Below are 17,526 nucleotides of genomic sequence, written 5' to 3' on the forward strand. Positions count from 1 at the left end.
GGTGCGGCGCATGACCACGGTCACGGAACCGCGCACGACACCACCGGCGCAGCGGCGCGCGCTCCCCATCCTGGTCGGGCGATGGGTGCTCATCCTGGCCTGCCTGGTGCTCGGGTTCTGGCGGTCGACGCTGCGCACCATCCCCGACTTCAACGAGACGGGCCTCCTCGGCTACCTGGTGTTGATGCCGCTGGTCGGCCTGCCGATGGCCATCGGCATCACCCGGCGTCGGCGCGGCGAGTTGCCGATCCACGACCGGGAGGTCGACCACATCGTCGGCGCGCTGGCGCTGGGGGTGTCGCTGGCGATCTCGTTCTGGCTGGTGCCGCGGTATCAGGAAGAGTTCCTGCTGCTGCGCCTGGACCTGCTGTCTGCGGTGGTGTTCGTCTTCGGCGCGTGCGTGTTGCTGTTCGGTACCCGGGCGACCTGCCGGTACTGGCCGGCCTGGGTGACTTATCTGGTGTTCACCCCGTGGGGCTACCGGACACTGGTCATCTCGCTCGGCGGATCGTGGTTCGCGGCGGGCGCCACGTCGGTGACGATGGTCGCCGTCGCCACCGCCGTCGCCGTCGGGCGCACCTGGAAGCGCGGTGTGATCGCCGGGCTGGTCACGCTTGCGGTGGGTCTGGTTCTGGTGGCGTTGATGGATGCCGTCGCCCCCCACCCGACCTCCCCGTTCCTGCGCTCGGTCCCCGCGGTGATCGTCGCCGCCGCGGTCTGCCTGACGTATTTGTTCCTCGTCGCCAGAAGCGGTGCCGCCCCGGGATCCGCCATCCGGTCCCCCCGGATGCCGACCGTCCGGAAGATCGGTGTCGCCGTCGCCATCCTGCTCGCCGCCACCGCGGCGCAGGTGATCTCCCCGCTGCCGCCGCCGGTGAACGTGCACATCGACCCCGGTCCTCCCGAGGCGGCCGGCGAGACCTCCCTGCTGGTGCCGCCCGGATGGACGCAGACCGCGACCGAGGCCGTGGACTGGGCACCGCAGTTCTTCGGCGCGGACGCCACCCTGGTCCGCCAGATGATCCAGGCCGATCAGGTGAATCCCGAGTGGGACACCAAGAACCGGCGCCGCGCCGTGGTGGTCGACAACCTGCGCACCCATCAGCCGGCCACGCTGGCGGTCTACCCCGGGGAGGCGCTGTATTCGACGCTGGGCAGCCGGCGGTCCGAGACGATCGACGTCGATCTCGGGCACGGCGTGACCGGCCGCTTGTACACCGTCGTCGACGAGAACCTCTTCCTCACCTGGACGAAATTGCAGTTCATCTGGTCCCGCGGCGACGTCATCCAGGTGGTGAACCTGCTGTCGGTGGACAACCACGACCCGGGCGCGACGTTCCCGGCACTGAGCCCGCAGACGGCGGCTGTCGCGAGCCAGGCGCTGAACGTGCTCCTGCGAGGCAACGCGATCCAGATCGACAAGAACCCGCACTACAAGGACCGGAACCTGCTCACCACGCTCGGGCGTGAGCTGGTCGCGGAGCAGTGGAAGGCGGCGGAGTGACCGAATCACCGGATCCGCAACTCTCGCAGGAGTTCCGCGAACGCGCACTGCACGACGCCGTCAGTGGGCTCCGCGACCGCGACCCGATGGCGTCGGCGTCGCGGGCGTTCGTGCCGTGGCAACGCAACCTGCTGATCGTGCTCGCGGTGGCCGCGGTGATCTGCGTCGTGCTCTTCCCGATCCCGACCCTGATCGCCGCGACCGCGGTGAGCACCCTCGCCTACGTGCTCACCCTGATCGATCGGCTCATCATCTTCCGGCGTGGCCTGCCCGCCGAGGCGATTCACACGGTCAGCGACGAGGAGGCCCTGGCGATTGCGGACGCGGACCTGCCGACGTACACGGTGCTGATGCCGGCCTACAACGAGACCGAGGTGATCGCGCAGCTGATCGCCGCGATGAGCGCCCTGGACTACCCGAAGGACAAGCTGCAGATACTGCTGCTGCTCGAGGAGGACGACACCACCACCATCGAGGCCGCCGCGGCCGCGGGGGTCGACGAGGTCGCCACCGTGGTGCTGGTGCCGGCCGCGGACCCCCGGACCAAACCGAAGGCCTGCAACTACGGTCTGCACCTCGCGACGGGCGACATCGTCACCATCTACGACGCCGAGGACATCCCCGAGCCGCTGCAGTTGCGAAGAGTCGCAGCCACGTTCGCGCGGCTCGACCCGAAGGTCGCGTGTGTCCAGGCGAAGCTGGCGTTCCGCAACGGCACCCAGAATCTGCTCACCGGCTGGTTCACCGTCGAGTACGGCGTCTGGTTCAGCTACCTGCTGCCCGGCCTGATGCGGATCAAGGCACCGATCCCGTTGGGCGGCACGTCGAATCATCTGCGGCGGTCCGTCCTCGACGAGATCGGCGCGTGGGACCCCTTCAACGTCACCGAGGACGCGGACCTCGGGGTCCGCATCGCCGCGGAGGGCTACACGACCGCGGTGCTGGACTCGACCACCCTCGAGGAGGCGAACAGCGACGCCATCAACTGGCTGCGGCAACGCTCCCGCTGGTACAAGGGTTACCTGCAGACGTGGCTGGTGCACACCCGTCGCCCGCTGCGGCTGTGGCGTCAGATCGGGTCGCTGGCGTTCCTCCGGTTCACGCTGCTGCTTGCGGGCACGCCGATCGTCGCCTGCCTGAACATGGTGTTCTGGTTCATCACGCTCACCTGGCTGCTCGGTCAGCCTCTCTCCATCGGACGGATCTTCCCGCCGCTCGTGTACTACCCGGCGTTGATCTGTCTGGTGTTCGGCAACGCGGTCACGGTGTATCTGAACCTGATCGGGTGCCGGGAGGGCCGTGACCCGCGCCTGCTGCTCGCCTGCCTGACCGTCCCCCTGTACTGGCTGCTGATGAGCGTCGCCGCGATCAAGGGCTGCTGGCAACTGCTACACAATCCGTCCTACTGGGAGAAGACCTTCCACGGACTCGACGAGTCCGAGCCCGAATCGTCCGGATCCGAGCCCCCACGGCCCCAACCGTTCTCGCCGGGGGGCGCGCGATGAGGGGGCTGCGCTGGGTGCGGCCCGTGCAGGTCGTGTACGCGATCGCCCTGGTGGTCTACCTGGTCGTCGGATGTGTGCTGGCGCTGCACTTCCACTTCCTGATGGGTGATGCGCTCTCGCGGGTGCAGTCGGCTCAGGGGGCGTTGTTCAGCCGTGATCCGCACCTGGCGGAGATCGGCTTCATCTTCACCCCGCTGACCTCGCTGGTCGAACTACCGCTGGTCGCCCTGAGTCCCTGGATCCCCGACCTGACCCGCTACGGGCTGGCCGGGGTGATCATGTCGGCGGCGTTTATGGCTGCCGCGGTCGCGCAGATCTGGGGCATCGCCGACGACCGCGGCACGCCGCGATGGCAGCAGATCGCCGTCACCGCGGTGTTCCTGGTGAACCCGATGATCGTCTTCTACGGGGCCACCGGGATGAGCGAGGCGCCGTTCGTCTTCCTGATGTGCTGGGCGACGCGGCGGCTGATCCGCTGGACCAGCACCGACGACGTGCACGATCTGATCTCCACCGGCGTGGCCCTGGGGCTGGGCTATCTGACCCGCTATGACGCCGCCGTCGCGATCGCAGCCGCCGCGGTGTTCGTCGCGGTCGTCACCCGGTTGCGCGCCACCCACGCCGACCCGACGGCGGTGCGGGGGCACTCACGCCGATCCGCCCTGCTCGATGCGGTGATCGTCGTCGCCCCCGGCGCTCTGGCCGTGTCCGTGTGGGCGGTGACCAGCTGGCTGCTGACCGGCCAGCTGTTCGCGCAGTTCCAATCGGGTTACGGCAACTCGCAGATCCTCGCCCAGTCCGGCGGCCCCAGCTCCGCCGGACTGCCCGCGCTCGGTTTCTCCGCCGCCTCCCTGCTGGTGCTGGCGCCGGCGTTGCCGCTGCTCGTCCCCGCGATCGCGGTGCTGGCCGGCCGCCGCCGCGACATCGAGGTGGTCGTGCCGACGCTGCTGTTCGGGTCGGTGCTCGCGTTCCAGACGTACTCGTACGTCACCGGGGTGACGTTCCCGTTCCTGCGGTTCTACATCTGCGCGATCCCGCTGATCGCCGTGTACGCGTTGCAGTTCTCGCCCGCGCGTGGCGGTGTCCGGTCCCGGCGCCCCGGTGCGTACGTCAGTCCACGCGACACCCATCAGCCGCGACTACCCGTCGCCGCGGTCGTCGCGACGGTGGTGTTGGCGGCGAGCCTGCCGATCACCTTCGTCGCGATGGGCAACCGTCACCTGTCGGTGCAGCAGTACGCGCTCGGGGTCCTGTTCGGCCGCGGTGACTCCGACCCGGTGGAGCAGGCCAAGCAGCGCGCGATCGTCGACACCTTCGCCACCGAACGGCAGATCGCCGACTACCTCGACGCGATGCACCTGCCCGACGGGTCGGTCCTGATGGACACGGTGTACGGCTTCGCCATCGTCGCGGCGTCGAACAACCCGAAGCAGTTCGTGGTGCCGTCGGACGGGGACTTCGTCAGCGCGCTCAACGATCCGGCCCGCCACGGGGTGCAGTTCATCCTGACGATCCCCACCGAGGGCCGCGGCGCCTCCGACGCGATCAACCGCCGCTACCCCACGATCTTCGACAACGGCGGCGGCGTGGCCAGCCTGTACCTGGAGATCCCGAACACCGGCGCCGACCAGCCGACCTGGCGAATGTACCGGGTACTCGGCCAGTCCGGCTCCCAGTGACCGACCACCACGCTCAGTCCCCGGGCACGCCGACGGTGTTGTCACTCCCGAGGACCGCGAACAACGGGTCCCCGGCACCGATGTCGTAGGTCTGTTCGTTCGCGCGCGGGTCGGGGACGAACGACCACAACAGCGCACCGGCGGTGCCCGCCGCTCGCTGACCGGCGATCTTCGCGGCGACGTCGACGGCGCGCGCGGTCAGCGACAGTCCTCCTCCCGCCGACTGGCCGATCTCCGCGACCAACAGCGGCTTGTGCAGCGCCCTCGCCTGCCGGATCCGGACCGCGAGGCCGTTCCAGCGGTCACCGGGCAGCGGCACCCCGTCGGCGTGGTAGTCGTGGTACTGCAGCACGTCCACGTTCGGGGAGGCCCCGACGTACGCGTAGTCCTCGCCCGCGGTGCCACACTGCCCGCCGCCGGTCGATCCGAGGGTGATCAACCGGCCGGGATCCAGTCTCCGCACCCGATCACCCGCCTGGTCGACGAACGCGCGCAGCACTCGTGCCGCATCCTCGGGGCACACCCGGTTGGCGAAGCTGCAGTCGCCGCCGGGGCACACGCTGGTCTCCGGTTCGCCCACCAGCTCCCACGCCGCGACCACGGGCGAGCCGCGCCAGCGCTGCACGGCCGTGTCCACCCAGTCGGCGAACGACATCACGGCGCCGGACGCGACCCGCTGCCATCCGTCGACATACCAGTCACGCTGCTTGAACACGTCGTCCTCGCACGCGCCGTCCTGGGCCGTGAGCACCGGGATCAGCAACTGGCCGTGCCGTTGCGCGGCCGCGAACACCCTGTCGAGCGCGGTGAAGTCCAGTGCGCCGGTGTGCTTGTTGATCGCCAGTGACTGAAAGGCGTTGAACCGGGTGAGCGTTTTCGGCGGGAGCAGCGAAAAGTAGCGGTCGAGATCGACCTGCCCGCCGCAGCCCCGGTTGATCGACCAGTCGGTGCCGAGCTGATACGCGTTCATCCCGGCGGGCCACCACGCGCGACCGTCGAGTGTCAGCCCGGCGCCGTCGGCGGCGACCCGCACCGGCCCCGGAGACGCCGCACCGGTCCCGGTCATCAGCACGCCAGCCGTCGCCAACACGCCGACGAGCACGCCGGTCCGTCGCCCGAGCCGAATCCACCGCACACTCGCAGGCTATCCGCGCATGTCAAGCTCCGGACAATCCACCGGTCCCGATCCGCGGACAACCGCGCCGCTTCCACCGGACCGACCGATACATTCGGACATGGCGTCCCACCGCGGGGCGCGCGTCGGAAAGGGCGGGTGTCGGGTGGATTTCGCGGACGTGGACCGGGACGGACTCGAGCGGCTCAAACAGCTGTATCGACCGCTGACCGACGCAGTGCGCGAGTTGGTCGACGCGACCATCCGCACCGAGGTCGACGACGACGTCATCCGTGAGGCGCACACCGAACTCACCGACGTCACCGCGACGCTGCGCGACGCCGGACTGAGCGGGCCGTTCGGCACCAAGGTCACCGGCGACGGAATCTCGATCGCGTGGGGCAACGCGGCGGTCGGCACACGCAACGCGATCGCGCCGCCGCTCACGATCGAGGTCGACGACGACGGCCGGCACCACAGCACGGTCACGCTCGGCGCCGCCTACGAGGGACCGCCCGGCCTGGTGCACGGCGGCGTGTGCGCGCTGGTCCTCGACCATGTGCTGGGCATGACCGGCAGCGCCGACGGCCGACGCCTGACCGGCACGTTGACGCTCAAATACCTGCGCGGCACCCCGCTGGGCACCGTGCACGCCGAGGCCCGCACCATCAGTGTCGACGGGCGCAAGGCGACGGTGCGCGGCACCCTCTCGGACGCCGACGGGGTCACGGTCGAGGCGGAGGGCCTGTTCATCACCCCCGCATCACGGAACTGAGGAGGAATCGGTGCAGTTTCCTGTCGAGGACATCGACGCCGACGAGCTCGCCCGGCGCGAGGCGCTGTTCGGCCCGCTGGCCGACACGGTCCGCGAACTGATCGACGTGACGATCCGCAGCGAGGCTGACGAGGACACGATCCTGGAAGCGGCGCAACGCATCCGGGACGTGACGAAGCGGTTGAACGACCGCCGCTGCGAAGGCGGGTTCGGAGTGCGGTTCACCGAGCACGGTCACATGATGACCTGGGGCAACGCGGTGATCGGCCTGCGCAACGCGATCGCGCCGCCACTGGTGGTCGAGCAGGCCGCGGACGGCGGCATGTGCAGCGACTTCACGCTCGGCGCCGCGTACGAGGGACCGCCCGGCCTGGTGCACGGCGGCGTCTGCGCGCTGGTGCTGGATCAGGTGTGCGGGATGGCCGCGTCGACCGCGAAGCCGAACCTCACCGGCACGCTGTCGCTGCGCTACCGCCGCCCCACCCCGCTCGGTCCGGTGCGGGCGCGAGCGCGCATAGACCGGATCGAGGGTGTCAAGACGTTCGTGGTCGGCGAACTGTACGACGCGGACGGGAACGTCACGGTGTCCGCGGAAGGTGTGTTCATCTTGCCCGCGTGGGCGCGCGGACGGTAGCGCCCGCGGGTGGTCAGGGCACCCGGTAGGTCCATTCCGGGGTCGTGAACTTCGCGTCCACCAGCTCGCGGGCCGCGGCCAGTTCGGCCTCGGTGTAGCCGGCGTCGCGGGTGTCGTAGCGGGACCGGAAGTGCGCGGCGAACGCGGCGAGGATGTCGGCACGTTCCATGCCGGTCTGTGAGCGCATCGGATCGACCCGCTTGGCCGCGCTCTTGACGCCCTTGTCGGACAGCTTCTCCCGGCCGATGCGCAGCACCTCGGTCATCTTCTGCGCGTCGATGTCGTAGGCCATGGTCACGTGGTGCAGCACCGCGCCGGCGGCCAGCCGCTTCTGCGCGGCGCCGGCGATCTTGCCCTGCTCGGAGGCGATGTCGTTGAGTGGCACGTAGCGGGCGTTGATGCCGACGTCGGCGAGCGCGCCCATCACCCACTGGTCGAGGAACTCATATGACCGCTCGAAGCTCAGGCCCTCGACCAGCGAGGCCGGCACCGACAGCGAGTAGGTGATGCAGTTGCCGGGCTCCATGAACATCGCGCCACCGCCGGAGATACGCCGCACGATGTCGATCCCGTGCCGCGCGGCGGCCTCCTCGTCGACCTCGTTGCGCACCGACTGAAACGAGCCGAGCACCACCAGCGGCGAATCCCAATCCCAGAACCGCAGCGTCGGATTGCGGCTGCCGTCCGCGACCTCACGGGTGATCACCTCGTCGAGTGCGACGTGCATCGCCGGGTCGAGCACCACCGGTTCGATCAGGTCGAAGGTGTGATCGTGCCAGCTGGTCGCCTTGCCGAGCGCGCGCCGGATCGCGATGCCGACGGACTCGGGGGTGAAGCCGATCATGGACACCTGGTCGTCGAGCGCGCCGCTGATCGCCTGACCCAACTTCACCGCGTCGGCGGTGACGGGCATCCCGGTCACCGCGGCGACGATGTCCTCGAGCGCCTCGTCCGGTTCGAGGAAGAAGTCGCCGGACAGCGACACCCGCGACAACCGCCCATCGTCCGCCTCGACATCGACGACCACCAACTTGCCACCGGGAACCTTGTACTCACCGCGCATCCTCGCACCGTATCGCGCCCGACCCGACCGCTCGGCCGCGGCCGCGGTCGTACCAGACGCGCAGGTCCAGCCACAGGTCTCCGGCATCCCTCGGCAGCGGCCGGGGCTCGAAGTGTGTGCCGGTGCGGTCGACCTCATGAAGCCTGTCCACCCGGTGCGCCGACCATTGTTCATCGCCGACCTGCCTCATCAGCACGTACCAACGCCGGTTGCCGCGGATCAGCCGATACGGCTCGGTGACCCTGCGCACCCGCACCTGCGCCCGCAGGGTGTGGGTCACGACGAGCAGTTCGTGCTCGGCGATCGCCCGTGCGACCAAGACCACGAGGTCCATGCCGGGTGTCGACATCGCCCGGACCATCGTCGGCAGCATCCGCGCCGTCGCAGCGGCGGCCCCTTCTCGCACCCGTTGCGGGACAAGGCGGTCCAGCGCGCGCATTAGACGATCGGCCGAATCTGCGTCTCCCGCCGGATCGTCCGACGCCCCGGTCGAGTCCGCGACCGCCGCCCACAGCGCCAGTCCGGTGAGCACGGCCGCGGCCTCCTTGTCCTCCAGGACGAGAGGCGGTATGGAGTCGCCCGCGCCGAGCCGATACCGTGCGCGGCGCCCGTGGCCCGCATCCACGCCGTAGCCGTAACTCCGCAGCCGTTCGATGTCGCGCTGCACCGTCTGGGCGCTCACGCCCAGCCGCGCCACGAGTTCCGCGCCGGCAACGCCGTCACCGTCCCGCAGCGCACCGAGCAGATCGAGCATCCGTTTCGTGGTGTCCCCCATGCTTCCAGCGTCATCGATAAACCATCAGATTCTGATGGTTTATCGATGCTGTGGAAACAACATCCGGCTGGGGAGAAACAGCGACGCCAGGATGTGCTGCCAAGCAGACCGGTGCGGGCCCTCGGGGCGTGAGTCGGGACGCTCGGCGGTGTGCAGGAGAAATGCCGTCCGTGCAGTGGGACCTGGCGGTCGACACGGCCACCGGTGACCGGAGATCATGGCGGCATGCCCGCCCCCATCCCTGCCGCGCCCTTCACCGACGACCCGATGGCTTGGACGGGGCTCTCCGTCAGCGAATTGGTGCGTCACCACGCGGCGACAACACCCGACGCACCGGCGTACCTCACCCCGGACGGCGCGACGACCTGGGCGCAGTACGACCGCACCGCCGACGCCGTCTGCGCCGCGCTGCTCTCGCTCGGCGAGGTTTCCGCGGCGGCCGTGTACCTGCCCGACACCGCCGAGTTCCACGCCACCGCGGTGGGCGCGTACCGCGCGGGCGTGCTCGCCGCCGCGATCGGGGCCCGCTCGGGCGTTGCCGAACTGGCGCACATCGCCGCCGCCTCCGGAGCCACTGTCCTGGTGACCTCGCGGGAGAACAGGGGCACGACGGCGACCGACCTCGCCGCGGAGTTGTGCGCCCGGGGCGCCACCGTCGACCACCTCATCGTGATCGACGCGGACATTCTCCTCGTCGACGGAGAACCCTTCGAACACAAGGAGGTCCGGCACGCACCGCAACGGATCTTCACCGTCGACGACGTCTCGTTGCTCAACAGCACCTCGGGCACCACCGGCCGGCCAAAGCTGGTCACCCAGACCCAGCGCCGCTGGACGACGTTCGCGGCGATCGCCTGCCGCAACGCCGAGATGGGTGCCGACGAGGTGGTCGCCTCGTTCGTGCCCGCACCGTTCGGGTTCGGGCTGTGGACCGCGCACTTCCTGCCCGCCCTGCTGGGCAGGCCCGCACTGGTGATGGGCCGCTTCGACGCCGACGGCGCCATCACGCTGATGGCCCGACACCGCGCCACCGTCCTCGGCGCGGTGAGCACCCAGTTCCGGATGATGCTGCACGCCACCGGCACTCCGCTGACGGAGCTGACCTCACTGCGGGTGATGTTCACCGGGGGCGAGGCCGTGCCCCGGGCGGAGGCGCAACGCTTCGAACTGATCACCGGCGCGAAGGTGCTGCAGTTCTACGGGTCCAACGAGACCGGCGCGGCCAGCGCCACCACCGTCCGTGACGACGACGAGACCCGGCTGACGACGGGCGGCCATGTGATCGACGAGATGCACGTGCGCATCTTCGACGGCGACCGCGAGGTCACCGGGCCCGGCATCCGCCGCGGCCAGCCCGCGGTCAACGGCCCGCTCGGCTCGCAAGGCTATTTCGGCGACGACGGCGCGAACGCTGAACTGTTCACCGACGACGGCTGGATCCTGCTCGGCGACATCGTGGAGGTCGACGAATCCGGGCGACTGCGGGTCGTGGGGCGGCTTGCGGATCTGATCATCCGCGGCGGCAAGAACATTTCGGCGGGCGAGGTGGAGGACCATGTGCGCGAGCACCCGTCGGTCGCGATGGTCGCCGCGGTGGGCGTGCCGGACGACGTGTTCGGCGAGCGGTTGTGCGTGGTCGTCACGCTGGCAGCCGGCGCCGAGCCGCTCACCCTCGACCAGCTGACCGGTTGGCTGCGCGGGCAGGGCATCACCCGCGAATACTTCCCGGAGCACCTGATGGTCGTCGACGAGATGCCGATGGCGCCGGGCGGCAAGATCGCCAAGGCGCGGGTCCGGGGGCTGGCCGGCCGGCGTGCCTGAACGGACCGGCTCGGTCCGTCACTCCCCGTATACGATCACTCCGCGTATTCGATCCGATGCCGCAACCGCTCGAGCACGGCGTCGGCGTAGCGGCCGATGAGTCCGCGCAGCAGCACGGTGGCCGCCATCCCGGACAGCAGTCCGTCCAGGTGGAACCCGACTGTCGAGGTGATCCGCGCGACGTCGCCGTCCTCGGTGACCCGGAGGTGGGCGCTGCTGCGGATCCCGCTGATCGAATGCCAGGCGAGCTCGCCGTCGGCCGGCACCTCGACCTGCACCTTGCCGCCGACGTACATCGTCCCGATGACGATGAACACCTCCCACACCTGCGGGCCGTCGTCGCGTTCCCCCACCGGTGCGGTCCGGCCGAACTCGCCCACAACCGCCATGACGTCCGCGGGCCGGCTCACCGCGGCGCGGACCTCGTCGACCGGCCGGTGCACCGTCACGGACCGGGTGATGGCGCGCATCAGCTGACCACCGGCAGGACGCTCTTGGTCGCGAGCTTGGACAGCGCCACCTGCATCACCGAGGTCACGTAGTCGTACGCGACGTCCCAGTCCGGCTCGTCCCCGTACAGTTCCTGCAGATCGATCGGCGGCAGCACCTCGATCCGAATCTTCGCCGGCAACGGCACGTGCGGCAGATCGGCGGGGAGCACACCCCAGGGCACGCTGAGGCTGATCGGCAACGACTTGACCCGCAGCAGCCTGTCGAACCCGAGCGCCTTCGCCGTGCTCCGGCCGTCGTTGAGGACGAAGAAGGTCTCCTGCCCGCCGGTGGCGACCACCGGCACGATCTTGACACCGTTCTCGTGGGCGAGCCGCAGGAAGCCCTTGCGCCCGTCGAACACGATCCGGTTGCGATCGCGCCACGGCCGCAGCGCCTCGACGTCCCCGCCCGGATAGACGAGCACGTTCGCGCCCTGTCGGAGCAGTTCTGCGGCGCCCTCGGACCCCGCCTGGATCATGCCGAACTTGCGGGCGAAGTCGCCGACCAGCGGCAACCGCATGATCAGCTGGTGCGCCAGCCCCGCCAGCGGACGCCCCTCGACCGTGAAATACGTGTGATAGGCGAGGATGAACACGTAGGTGTCGGGGACGTTCGCGCCCCCGCTGTGATTACCGACGAACAACACCGGCTCGTCCGGCACGTTCTCGAACCCGTGCACCTCCGCCCGGAAATACAGCCGGGCCGCCAGCCAGAATCGCGGCAACATCTCCCGGATGAATTCCGGGTCACGTCCCTCGAGCCCTTCCGGCCGCGGCGCGAACGCCCCGCGCAGCAGATCCAGCGGATTCTTCACAACGCCTCCACCCCCACTTCACCAGGCACGCTCCCCCATTGATTCTGCCGCCAAAGCAGCGGCGTTGTGCGAACATGCGTCCATGAGCGTACTTGGACCCCTTGAACAATTCGTTGGCAAGTGGGAGGGGAACGTCGGCGTCGACAGCTCTTACCACAACAAAGAAGACGAGATCGCGAAGACCACTTACTTTGAAAAGGCCTGGTTCGAAGGCCCCATCCCGATCGTGGAGAACGGCCAGCAGTCCATGCACGGTGTGAAGTACGAGATGGTCGCGTGGCGCCACGGCGAAGAGGACATGGATCCCTTCCACGACGAGGTGGGCTATCTCCTGTGGGAGGAGACGACGGGGCAGGTGCTGCGCAACTTCGCCGTCCCCCGCGGGCTCGCGATCCTCGCCGGCGGCGACGCCACCCCCGACTCACGGTCCCTGACCTTCACGTCCACGCCCGGTGACCCCTGCTACGGACTTGTCCAGAACAAGTACCTGCTGCGTCGCGCCGAGGCGAAGTCGTTCGAGAGCACCTTCACCTTCAACGACGACGGCACCCTGAGCTACAAGTCCGACCTGGTGCTCAAGCTCGAGCAGATCGGCAAGGAACTGCACCACACCGACTTCAACACTCTGCACCGCGTCGACTAGTCAGAACCCGACTTCGGTCAGGCGCCGGTGTTCGTCGCGCGGACGCGCAGGTCCCGCGCCAGGTGGTCGCGTCGCTCGATCACCAAGCGGCGCAACGCGGCCGGCGCGTCCGCCCGCGACGACAGCCAGCGGTCCACCGAGCCGAGCGAATCCGCGAGCGGGAACAGCCCGATCACGATCCGCCTGGCTATCTCGATGCTGCGTCCCGACCACACCGCCTCGAGCGCGGCGAAATAGTCGTCGTCGAACCGCGCCGTGAGATCCCGGCGCCCGCCGGCCCCGAAGCCGCCGATCAGCGCGTCGAGCCGGTCGTTCGACAACCCGCGGTCCGCGAAGATGCGCCGCCAGGTCTCGGCCTTGACCGCCGGATCGGGACGGGCTGCGAGCGCACCCAGCCACGCGGTGCGTCCGGCGGCCGAATCATCCCGCGCCAGTTCCCCGTCCAGGTCCGCGGCGTCGGCGCGACCGACCGTCGCCAGTGCGCGCCACAGTGCCCACCGCAGGTCCGGATCGAGTTCCAGCCCCACCGGCGCCGCCCCGGCCCCGTCGAGCAGCGCGCGGATCTCGGCGGCCCGCGAATCGTCGTGCGCCGCCGGCCCGGCCACCGTGCGCGCCCACGTCAGCTGCTCGCCCGACCCCGGCGCCGCGGCCGACATCGCCGACCACGCGGTGTCCAGCCACTCGCGCCACCGCGCCGCACGCTGCGCCTCGGGCACATAGTGATCCACCGCGAAGTACGCGTTGCCCACGATCACCGACAGCAGCGACACGTTCTGCTCGGACGGCGCGAACGCGCGCACCGCGTCCAGGTAGCGCGACACCGCCAGTTCGCCGTCGCGGCAGGCGTTCCACAGCGCCGACCAGATCAGTCCCCGGGCCAGTGGGTCGGCGACCTTGTCGAGCGAGCGCTCGGCCGTGGCGAGCGAGCGCTCGTCGAGCCGCACCTTCGCGTAGGTCCGGTCCTCGTCGTTGATCAGTGTCAGCGCCGCCGGCGGCATCTCGACCGGGGTGCGCTCTTCGACGAGGTCGAGCGCGACCTGATCGACCCGCACCAGCGCGCCGGAGCGGTCGAAGTCATAGCAGCCCACCGCGATCCGGTGCGGCCTCGGGTCGGATTGAACCAGCGCCGCGCCGTCGTAGTGGATCGTCGAGACCCCGGTGGTCTGCAGCCACGCCCGCGACCAGTCGCGCAGGTCGCGGCCCGACTCGTGTTCGAGCGCGTCGAGCAGGTCCGAGAGCGTGGTGTTGCCGAAGGCGTGGTCGCGGAAGTACCGCCGTGCGCCGGCGAAGAACGCGTCGCTGCCCACGTAGGCGACCAGCTGTTTGAGCACGCTCGCACCCTTGGCGTAGGTGATGCCGTCGAAGTTCAGCTTCGCCGCCTGGAGGTCGACGATGTCGGCGACGACCGGGTGCGTCGTCGGCAACTGGTCCTGCGAGTACGCCCACGCCTTGCGCCCGTTCGCGAACGCCACCCACGCGTCGGTGAACTCGGTGGCCTCCGCGCACGCGAGCGCCCCCATGTAGTCGGCGAAGGACTCCTTGAGCCACAGGTCGTCCCACCAGCGCATGGTCACCAGGTCGCCGAACCACATGTGCGCCATCTCGTGCAGGATCGTGTTCGCCCGCCGCTGGTGCTGCGCGGCGGTGGCCTTGCCGCGGAACACGTACGACTCGGTGAACGTCACGCAGCCCGGGTTCTCCATTGCCCCCAGGTTGTATTCGGGCACGAACACCTGGTCGTACTTGCCGAACGGGTACGGGTACTCGAAGTGCTCGGCGTAGAAGTCCAGCCCCTGCGCGGTCACCTCGACGATCTCGTCGGCGTCGAGATGGCCGGCGAGCGAGGCGCGGCAGAGCACACCCAGCAAAACCGTGAGGTCGCCTCGGGTCCAAGAGGATTCGACACGGTGGTACGGCCCGGCGACCACCGCGGTCAGGTACGTCGAGATCGGCAGCGTCGGCGCGAACGTCACCGTCTGCCGCCCGCCGTCGAGCGTGGCGTCCTCCGCGGCCTGGTTCGAGACGACCAGCCACCCGGCCGGCACAGTCACCCGGAACGTGAACGGCGCCTTGAGGTCCGGCTGCTCGAAGCACGCAAACACCCGGCGCGCATCCGCCGGTTCGTACTGGGTGTACAGATACGTCTGTCCGTCGGCGGGATCGTGGAAGCGGTGCAGGCCCTCGCCCGAGCGGCTGTAGGCGCCGGTCGCGGTCACCGTGACGACGTTGCGTTCGGCCAACTCCCGCAGCCGGATGCGGGCGCCGTCGAACTCCACCGGCACCGCCGTCCCGTTCACGGTGACCACCTCGACCGACGGCCCCAGGAAGTCCAGCCACGTCTGCGGCTCGGTCGCCGTGAACTCGACCGTGGTCACCGTGGCGAATCCAGGCTGCGACAGGTCCGGCGCGCCGGACAGGTCCAGCTCGACGCGGTAGCCGATCACCTCCAGCGCACGGGCGCGGGCGGAGACTTCGTCACGGGTGAGGTTCGCGGAATTCACGTCTCGATCCTGCCACCGCGCACCTCTCCGGCCGAGCGAACGGATCCACTGAAACGCGTTCCAGTTCTGCGCTAGCCTCACCGCATGGGCACCTTCAGCAAGGCCGAATTGACCGAGGCGTTCGCGCAGTTCCAGGCGACCGTCGACCGCGCCGCCAAGTCCGGCGACTGGAACCTGTTCGTCGACCTGTTCACCGAGGACGTCGAGTACATCGAGCACTCCTACGGCACGTTCCACGGCCGCGAGGCCGTCCGCGCGTGGGCGCTCAAGACGATGACGAGCTTCCCCGGCAGCCACATGACGGAGTTCCCGGCGAACTGGTTCGTCGTCGACGAGGAGCGCGACCGCATCGTCTGCGAGATCGACAACCCGATGCGCGACCCGGGCGACGGCAGCGTGTACACCGCGGCGAACCTGACGATCCTCACCTACGCGGGCGACGGGCAGTGGTCGTGCGAGGAGGATGTCTACAACCCTCTGGAGTTCTCCTCGATGGCGATGGGCTGGTGTAAGCGCGCCGAGGAACTGGGAACCATCACCGACGAGGCCCGCGCGTGGCAGGCGAAGATGTCGGCGATGTTCCGGCCTGCCTGAACCGGTGGCGGAGCGAGGCCGCCGGGGTGAGGATGAGCGTATGAGTGAATCGTTGCGCGACCGAGTGGGCAGCAAGATCAAGCGGTTGATCCTCGACAACGGCGGTCGCTCCGGCCAGGCGGCGGCCACCCTGGAGGCCAATCCGAATCTCGATGCGCTCGAGGCCGATCTGACCGAGCTGACCTCCGCCGGCGACGACCGGGTCGAGGAACTCGCACAGAAGTATCTGGTGATGTGAGCGCCGGGGGCGACGCGGCGAACGACGACCACCCGGGCAGCACTCAGCCGGCCGGCCCGCGAGCGCCGGCCCCGAAGCACGCGCTGCGCAAGCCGGTCTTCTGGCTGGGCCCGCTGGTCGTCGTCGGGATCGTGATGGGACTGCTCGGCGCCCTGTACCTCGGCAGCATGCTCAACCCGATCAAACACCTCTCGCACTTCCCCATCGCGGTCGTAGACCAGGACGCCGGCACCGATCTGCCGTCCGCCGGCGGTGTGCAGAAAGTCGACCTCGGCGGCGAGATCACGAACGGGCTGCTCGCACAGATCGACCACCGGAAGGTCGACCTGCGCCGGCTCGACATGAGCACCGCCCAGGCGCAGCTCGATTCGGGAAAGATCTACGGCGCCATCGTCATCCCGGTGGACTTCAGCGCCCAGACGGTGGCGCTGGGGGCCGCGGTGCTGACGGACAAGCCCGTCGACAAGCCGGTCGTGACGGTGCTGACCAATCCGCGCGCGGGCAGCGTCAGCGTGCAGTTCGTGCAGACGATCACCGACCAGGCGCTGACCCAGGTGAGCAAGACCGTCAGCACCACGCTGACCCCGCTGGTGCAGAACCAGCTCGCGGCCCGGCCCGGCAGTCCGCCGCTGTCCGCCGCCGCGACCTATGTGCTCTCCGACCCGATCACCGTGCACACGGTCGCGCACAACCCGCTCCCCGCCGACACCGGGCTCGGCCTGTCCGCGTTCTATTTCGCGCTGCTGCTCACGCTCGCCGGGTTCACCGGCAGCACCATCATCCACACGCTGGTCGACAGCCAGCTGGGCTTCGTCCCGGCCGAGTTCGGGCCCCGCTACATCTTCCGCGACCGGGTCGAGCTGACCCGCACCCAGACGCTGCTGGTCAAGTGGGTGCTGGTGCTGCTCATGGCGATGGTGGTGTCGGCGCTGTACCTGTGGATCGGGCACCTGCTCGGCATGCCGCTGCCGAACGTGCTGCTGATCTGGGAGTACGGGGTGCTGGTGATCACCGCGATCGGCGTCTCCACCGTCTCGGTGATGGCGATCTTCGGCAGCGTCGGACTGCTGGTGAACCTGCTGGTCTTCGTCGTCTTCGGGCTGCCGTCGTCCGGCGGCACCATCCCGCTCGAGGCGACACCCGGCTTCTATCAGTGGCTGGCCGGATTCGAGCCGATGCACCAGGTGTTCGTCGGCACCCGCGCGCTGCTGTACTTCGGCGGCCGGCTCGACGCGGGCCTCGCCCACGCGGCGATCATGGCCGCGATCGGGCTGGCCATCGGCGCGGCCATCGGGCTGATCGCGACCCGGTACTACGACCGGAAGGGCCACGACCGCGCGGTGCGCGAGCAGCTCACGCCGACGGAGCCGTAAC

16 protein-coding genes are annotated in these 17,526 nt (G+C 69.4%); 10 read left to right on the forward strand and 6 right to left on the reverse strand.

Going from position 1 to position 17,526, the window contains the following annotated elements:
- Positions 1 to 10 precede the first annotated feature (10 nt).
- From G4X40_RS14415 to G4X40_RS14425, 3 genes are read left to right on the forward strand one after another with little or no spacing between them, the layout of a single operon-like run.
- Positions 11 to 1,504 (forward strand): hypothetical protein, encoded by a 1,494-nt coding sequence (locus G4X40_RS14415; RefSeq protein ID WP_277833416.1) that lies wholly within the window; start codon positions 11 to 13, stop codon positions 1,502 to 1,504.
- Positions 1,501 to 3,009, forward strand: a complete 1,509-nt coding sequence (locus tag G4X40_RS14420) for a glycosyltransferase (RefSeq protein ID WP_277833418.1) — start codon at positions 1,501 to 1,503, stop codon at positions 3,007 to 3,009. The genes G4X40_RS14415 and G4X40_RS14420 overlap by 4 nt, the downstream gene beginning before the upstream one ends.
- Positions 3,006 to 4,688: a glycosyltransferase family 39 protein gene (locus G4X40_RS14425; RefSeq protein ID WP_277833420.1), complete on the forward strand. Its 1,683-nt coding sequence runs from the start codon at positions 3,006 to 3,008 to the stop codon at positions 4,686 to 4,688. Before G4X40_RS14420 ends, G4X40_RS14425 begins: the two co-directional genes overlap by 4 nt.
- A gap of 13 nt (positions 4,689 to 4,701) precedes the next feature.
- Here G4X40_RS14425 and G4X40_RS14430 read toward each other — a convergent pair whose 3' ends face one another.
- On the reverse strand, positions 4,702 to 5,754 hold the full coding sequence (locus G4X40_RS14430; protein WP_277833624.1) for a Clp protease/crotonase-like domain-containing protein: 1,053 nt from the start codon (positions 5,752 to 5,754) through the stop codon (positions 4,702 to 4,704).
- Positions 5,755 to 5,968: 214 nt separating this feature from the next.
- Between G4X40_RS14430 and G4X40_RS14435 the strand changes: the two genes are divergently transcribed.
- Together G4X40_RS14435 and G4X40_RS14440 are read left to right on the forward strand one after the other, a co-directional pair.
- The gene (locus G4X40_RS14435; protein ID WP_277833422.1) at positions 5,969 to 6,577 is read left to right on the forward strand and encodes a PaaI family thioesterase; all 609 of its coding nucleotides are present in this window, start codon (positions 5,969 to 5,971) and stop codon (positions 6,575 to 6,577) included.
- A gap of 10 nt (positions 6,578 to 6,587) precedes the next feature.
- A complete protein-coding gene (locus G4X40_RS14440) occupies positions 6,588 to 7,211 on the forward strand; it encodes a PaaI family thioesterase (RefSeq protein WP_277833423.1) in 624 nt (207 codons plus the stop codon).
- A gap of 13 nt (positions 7,212 to 7,224) precedes the next feature.
- Here the strand turns inward: G4X40_RS14440 and G4X40_RS14445 are convergent, their stop codons facing one another.
- Together G4X40_RS14445 and G4X40_RS14450 are read right to left on the reverse strand one after the other, a co-directional pair.
- Entirely contained in the window at positions 7,225 to 8,274 is a 1,050-nt protein-coding gene (locus G4X40_RS14445; RefSeq protein WP_277833425.1) for a lipoate--protein ligase family protein, read from the reverse strand.
- Positions 8,264 to 9,049: a helix-turn-helix transcriptional regulator gene (locus G4X40_RS14450; RefSeq protein ID WP_277833427.1), complete on the reverse strand. Its 786-nt coding sequence runs from the start codon at positions 9,047 to 9,049 to the stop codon at positions 8,264 to 8,266. Before G4X40_RS14450 ends, G4X40_RS14445 begins: the two co-directional genes overlap by 11 nt.
- Before the next feature lie 225 nt (positions 9,050 to 9,274).
- Here G4X40_RS14450 and G4X40_RS14455 point away from each other — a divergent pair, with 225 nt between their 5' ends.
- Positions 9,275 to 10,870, forward strand: coding sequence for a class I adenylate-forming enzyme family protein (locus G4X40_RS14455; protein ID WP_277833428.1), 1,596 nt, complete (start codon positions 9,275 to 9,277; stop codon positions 10,868 to 10,870).
- Between the two features lie 35 nt (positions 10,871 to 10,905).
- Here G4X40_RS14455 and G4X40_RS14460 read toward each other — a convergent pair whose 3' ends face one another.
- Positions 10,906 to 11,340, reverse strand: a complete 435-nt coding sequence (locus G4X40_RS14460) for an SRPBCC family protein (protein WP_277833429.1) — start codon at positions 11,338 to 11,340, stop codon at positions 10,906 to 10,908.
- Complete coding sequence (locus G4X40_RS14465; RefSeq protein ID WP_277833431.1) at positions 11,340 to 12,176, reverse strand: lysophospholipid acyltransferase family protein; 837 nt, start codon at positions 12,174 to 12,176, stop codon at positions 11,340 to 11,342. Before G4X40_RS14465 ends, G4X40_RS14460 begins: the two co-directional genes overlap by 1 nt.
- 82 nt (positions 12,177 to 12,258) lie before the next feature.
- Between G4X40_RS14465 and G4X40_RS14470 the strand changes: the two genes are divergently transcribed.
- Positions 12,259 to 12,819: an FABP family protein gene (locus tag G4X40_RS14470; protein WP_277833433.1), complete on the forward strand. Its 561-nt coding sequence runs from the start codon at positions 12,259 to 12,261 to the stop codon at positions 12,817 to 12,819.
- Between the two features lie 17 nt (positions 12,820 to 12,836).
- Here the strand turns inward: G4X40_RS14470 and pepN are convergent, their stop codons facing one another.
- Positions 12,837 to 15,320: an aminopeptidase N gene (gene pepN / locus G4X40_RS14475; RefSeq protein ID WP_277833435.1), complete on the reverse strand. Its 2,484-nt coding sequence runs from the start codon at positions 15,318 to 15,320 to the stop codon at positions 12,837 to 12,839.
- Between the two features lie 84 nt (positions 15,321 to 15,404).
- On the opposite strand from pepN, the gene G4X40_RS14480 reads away from it, so the two are divergent.
- Genes G4X40_RS14480 through G4X40_RS14490 form a run of 3 tightly spaced genes read left to right on the forward strand, consistent with a single transcriptional unit; the run spans position 15,405 to position 17,525 of the window.
- The gene (locus tag G4X40_RS14480; RefSeq protein ID WP_277833436.1) at positions 15,405 to 15,914 is read left to right on the forward strand and encodes a nuclear transport factor 2 family protein; all 510 of its coding nucleotides are present in this window, start codon (positions 15,405 to 15,407) and stop codon (positions 15,912 to 15,914) included.
- A 40-nt stretch (positions 15,915 to 15,954) separates the two neighbouring features.
- Positions 15,955 to 16,152, forward strand: a complete 198-nt coding sequence (locus G4X40_RS14485; protein ID WP_277833437.1) for a hypothetical protein — start codon at positions 15,955 to 15,957, stop codon at positions 16,150 to 16,152.
- Positions 16,149 to 17,525, forward strand: a complete 1,377-nt coding sequence (locus G4X40_RS14490; protein ID WP_332844341.1) for a YhgE/Pip domain-containing protein — start codon at positions 16,149 to 16,151, stop codon at positions 17,523 to 17,525. Before G4X40_RS14485 ends, G4X40_RS14490 begins: the two co-directional genes overlap by 4 nt.
- Position 17,526: the final 1 nt, after the last annotated feature.

This window comes from Speluncibacter jeojiensis, from assembly GCF_029589495.1.
GTDB classification, from domain to species: domain Bacteria; phylum Actinomycetota; class Actinomycetes; order Mycobacteriales; family Mycobacteriaceae; genus Speluncibacter; species Speluncibacter jeojiensis.

Bases quoted from the DNA above. Each gene is read 5' to 3' on its own strand.
- G4X40_RS14455 (WP_277833428.1), top strand. From the start codon at position 9,275: ATGCCCGCCCCCATCCCTGCCGCGCCCTTCACCGACGACCCGATGGCT.
- G4X40_RS14460 (WP_277833429.1), bottom strand. From the start codon at position 11,340: ATGCGCGCCATCACCCGGTCCGTGACGGTGCACCGGCCGGTCGACGAG.
- G4X40_RS14480 (WP_277833436.1), top strand. From the start codon at position 15,405: ATGGGCACCTTCAGCAAGGCCGAATTGACCGAGGCGTTCGCGCAGTTC.
- G4X40_RS14430 (WP_277833624.1), bottom strand. From the start codon at position 5,754: ATGACCGGGACCGGTGCGGCGTCTCCGGGGCCGGTGCGGGTCGCCGCC.
- G4X40_RS14485 (WP_277833437.1), top strand. From the start codon at position 15,955: ATGAGTGAATCGTTGCGCGACCGAGTGGGCAGCAAGATCAAGCGGTTG.
- G4X40_RS14470 (WP_277833433.1), top strand. From the start codon at position 12,259: ATGAGCGTACTTGGACCCCTTGAACAATTCGTTGGCAAGTGGGAGGGG.
- G4X40_RS14445 (WP_277833425.1), bottom strand. From the start codon at position 8,274: ATGCGCGGTGAGTACAAGGTTCCCGGTGGCAAGTTGGTGGTCGTCGAT.
- G4X40_RS14450 (WP_277833427.1), bottom strand. From the start codon at position 9,049: ATGGGGGACACCACGAAACGGATGCTCGATCTGCTCGGTGCGCTGCGG.
- G4X40_RS14415 (WP_277833416.1), top strand. From the start codon at position 11: ATGACCACGGTCACGGAACCGCGCACGACACCACCGGCGCAGCGGCGC.
- G4X40_RS14425 (WP_277833420.1), top strand. From the start codon at position 3,006: ATGAGGGGGCTGCGCTGGGTGCGGCCCGTGCAGGTCGTGTACGCGATC.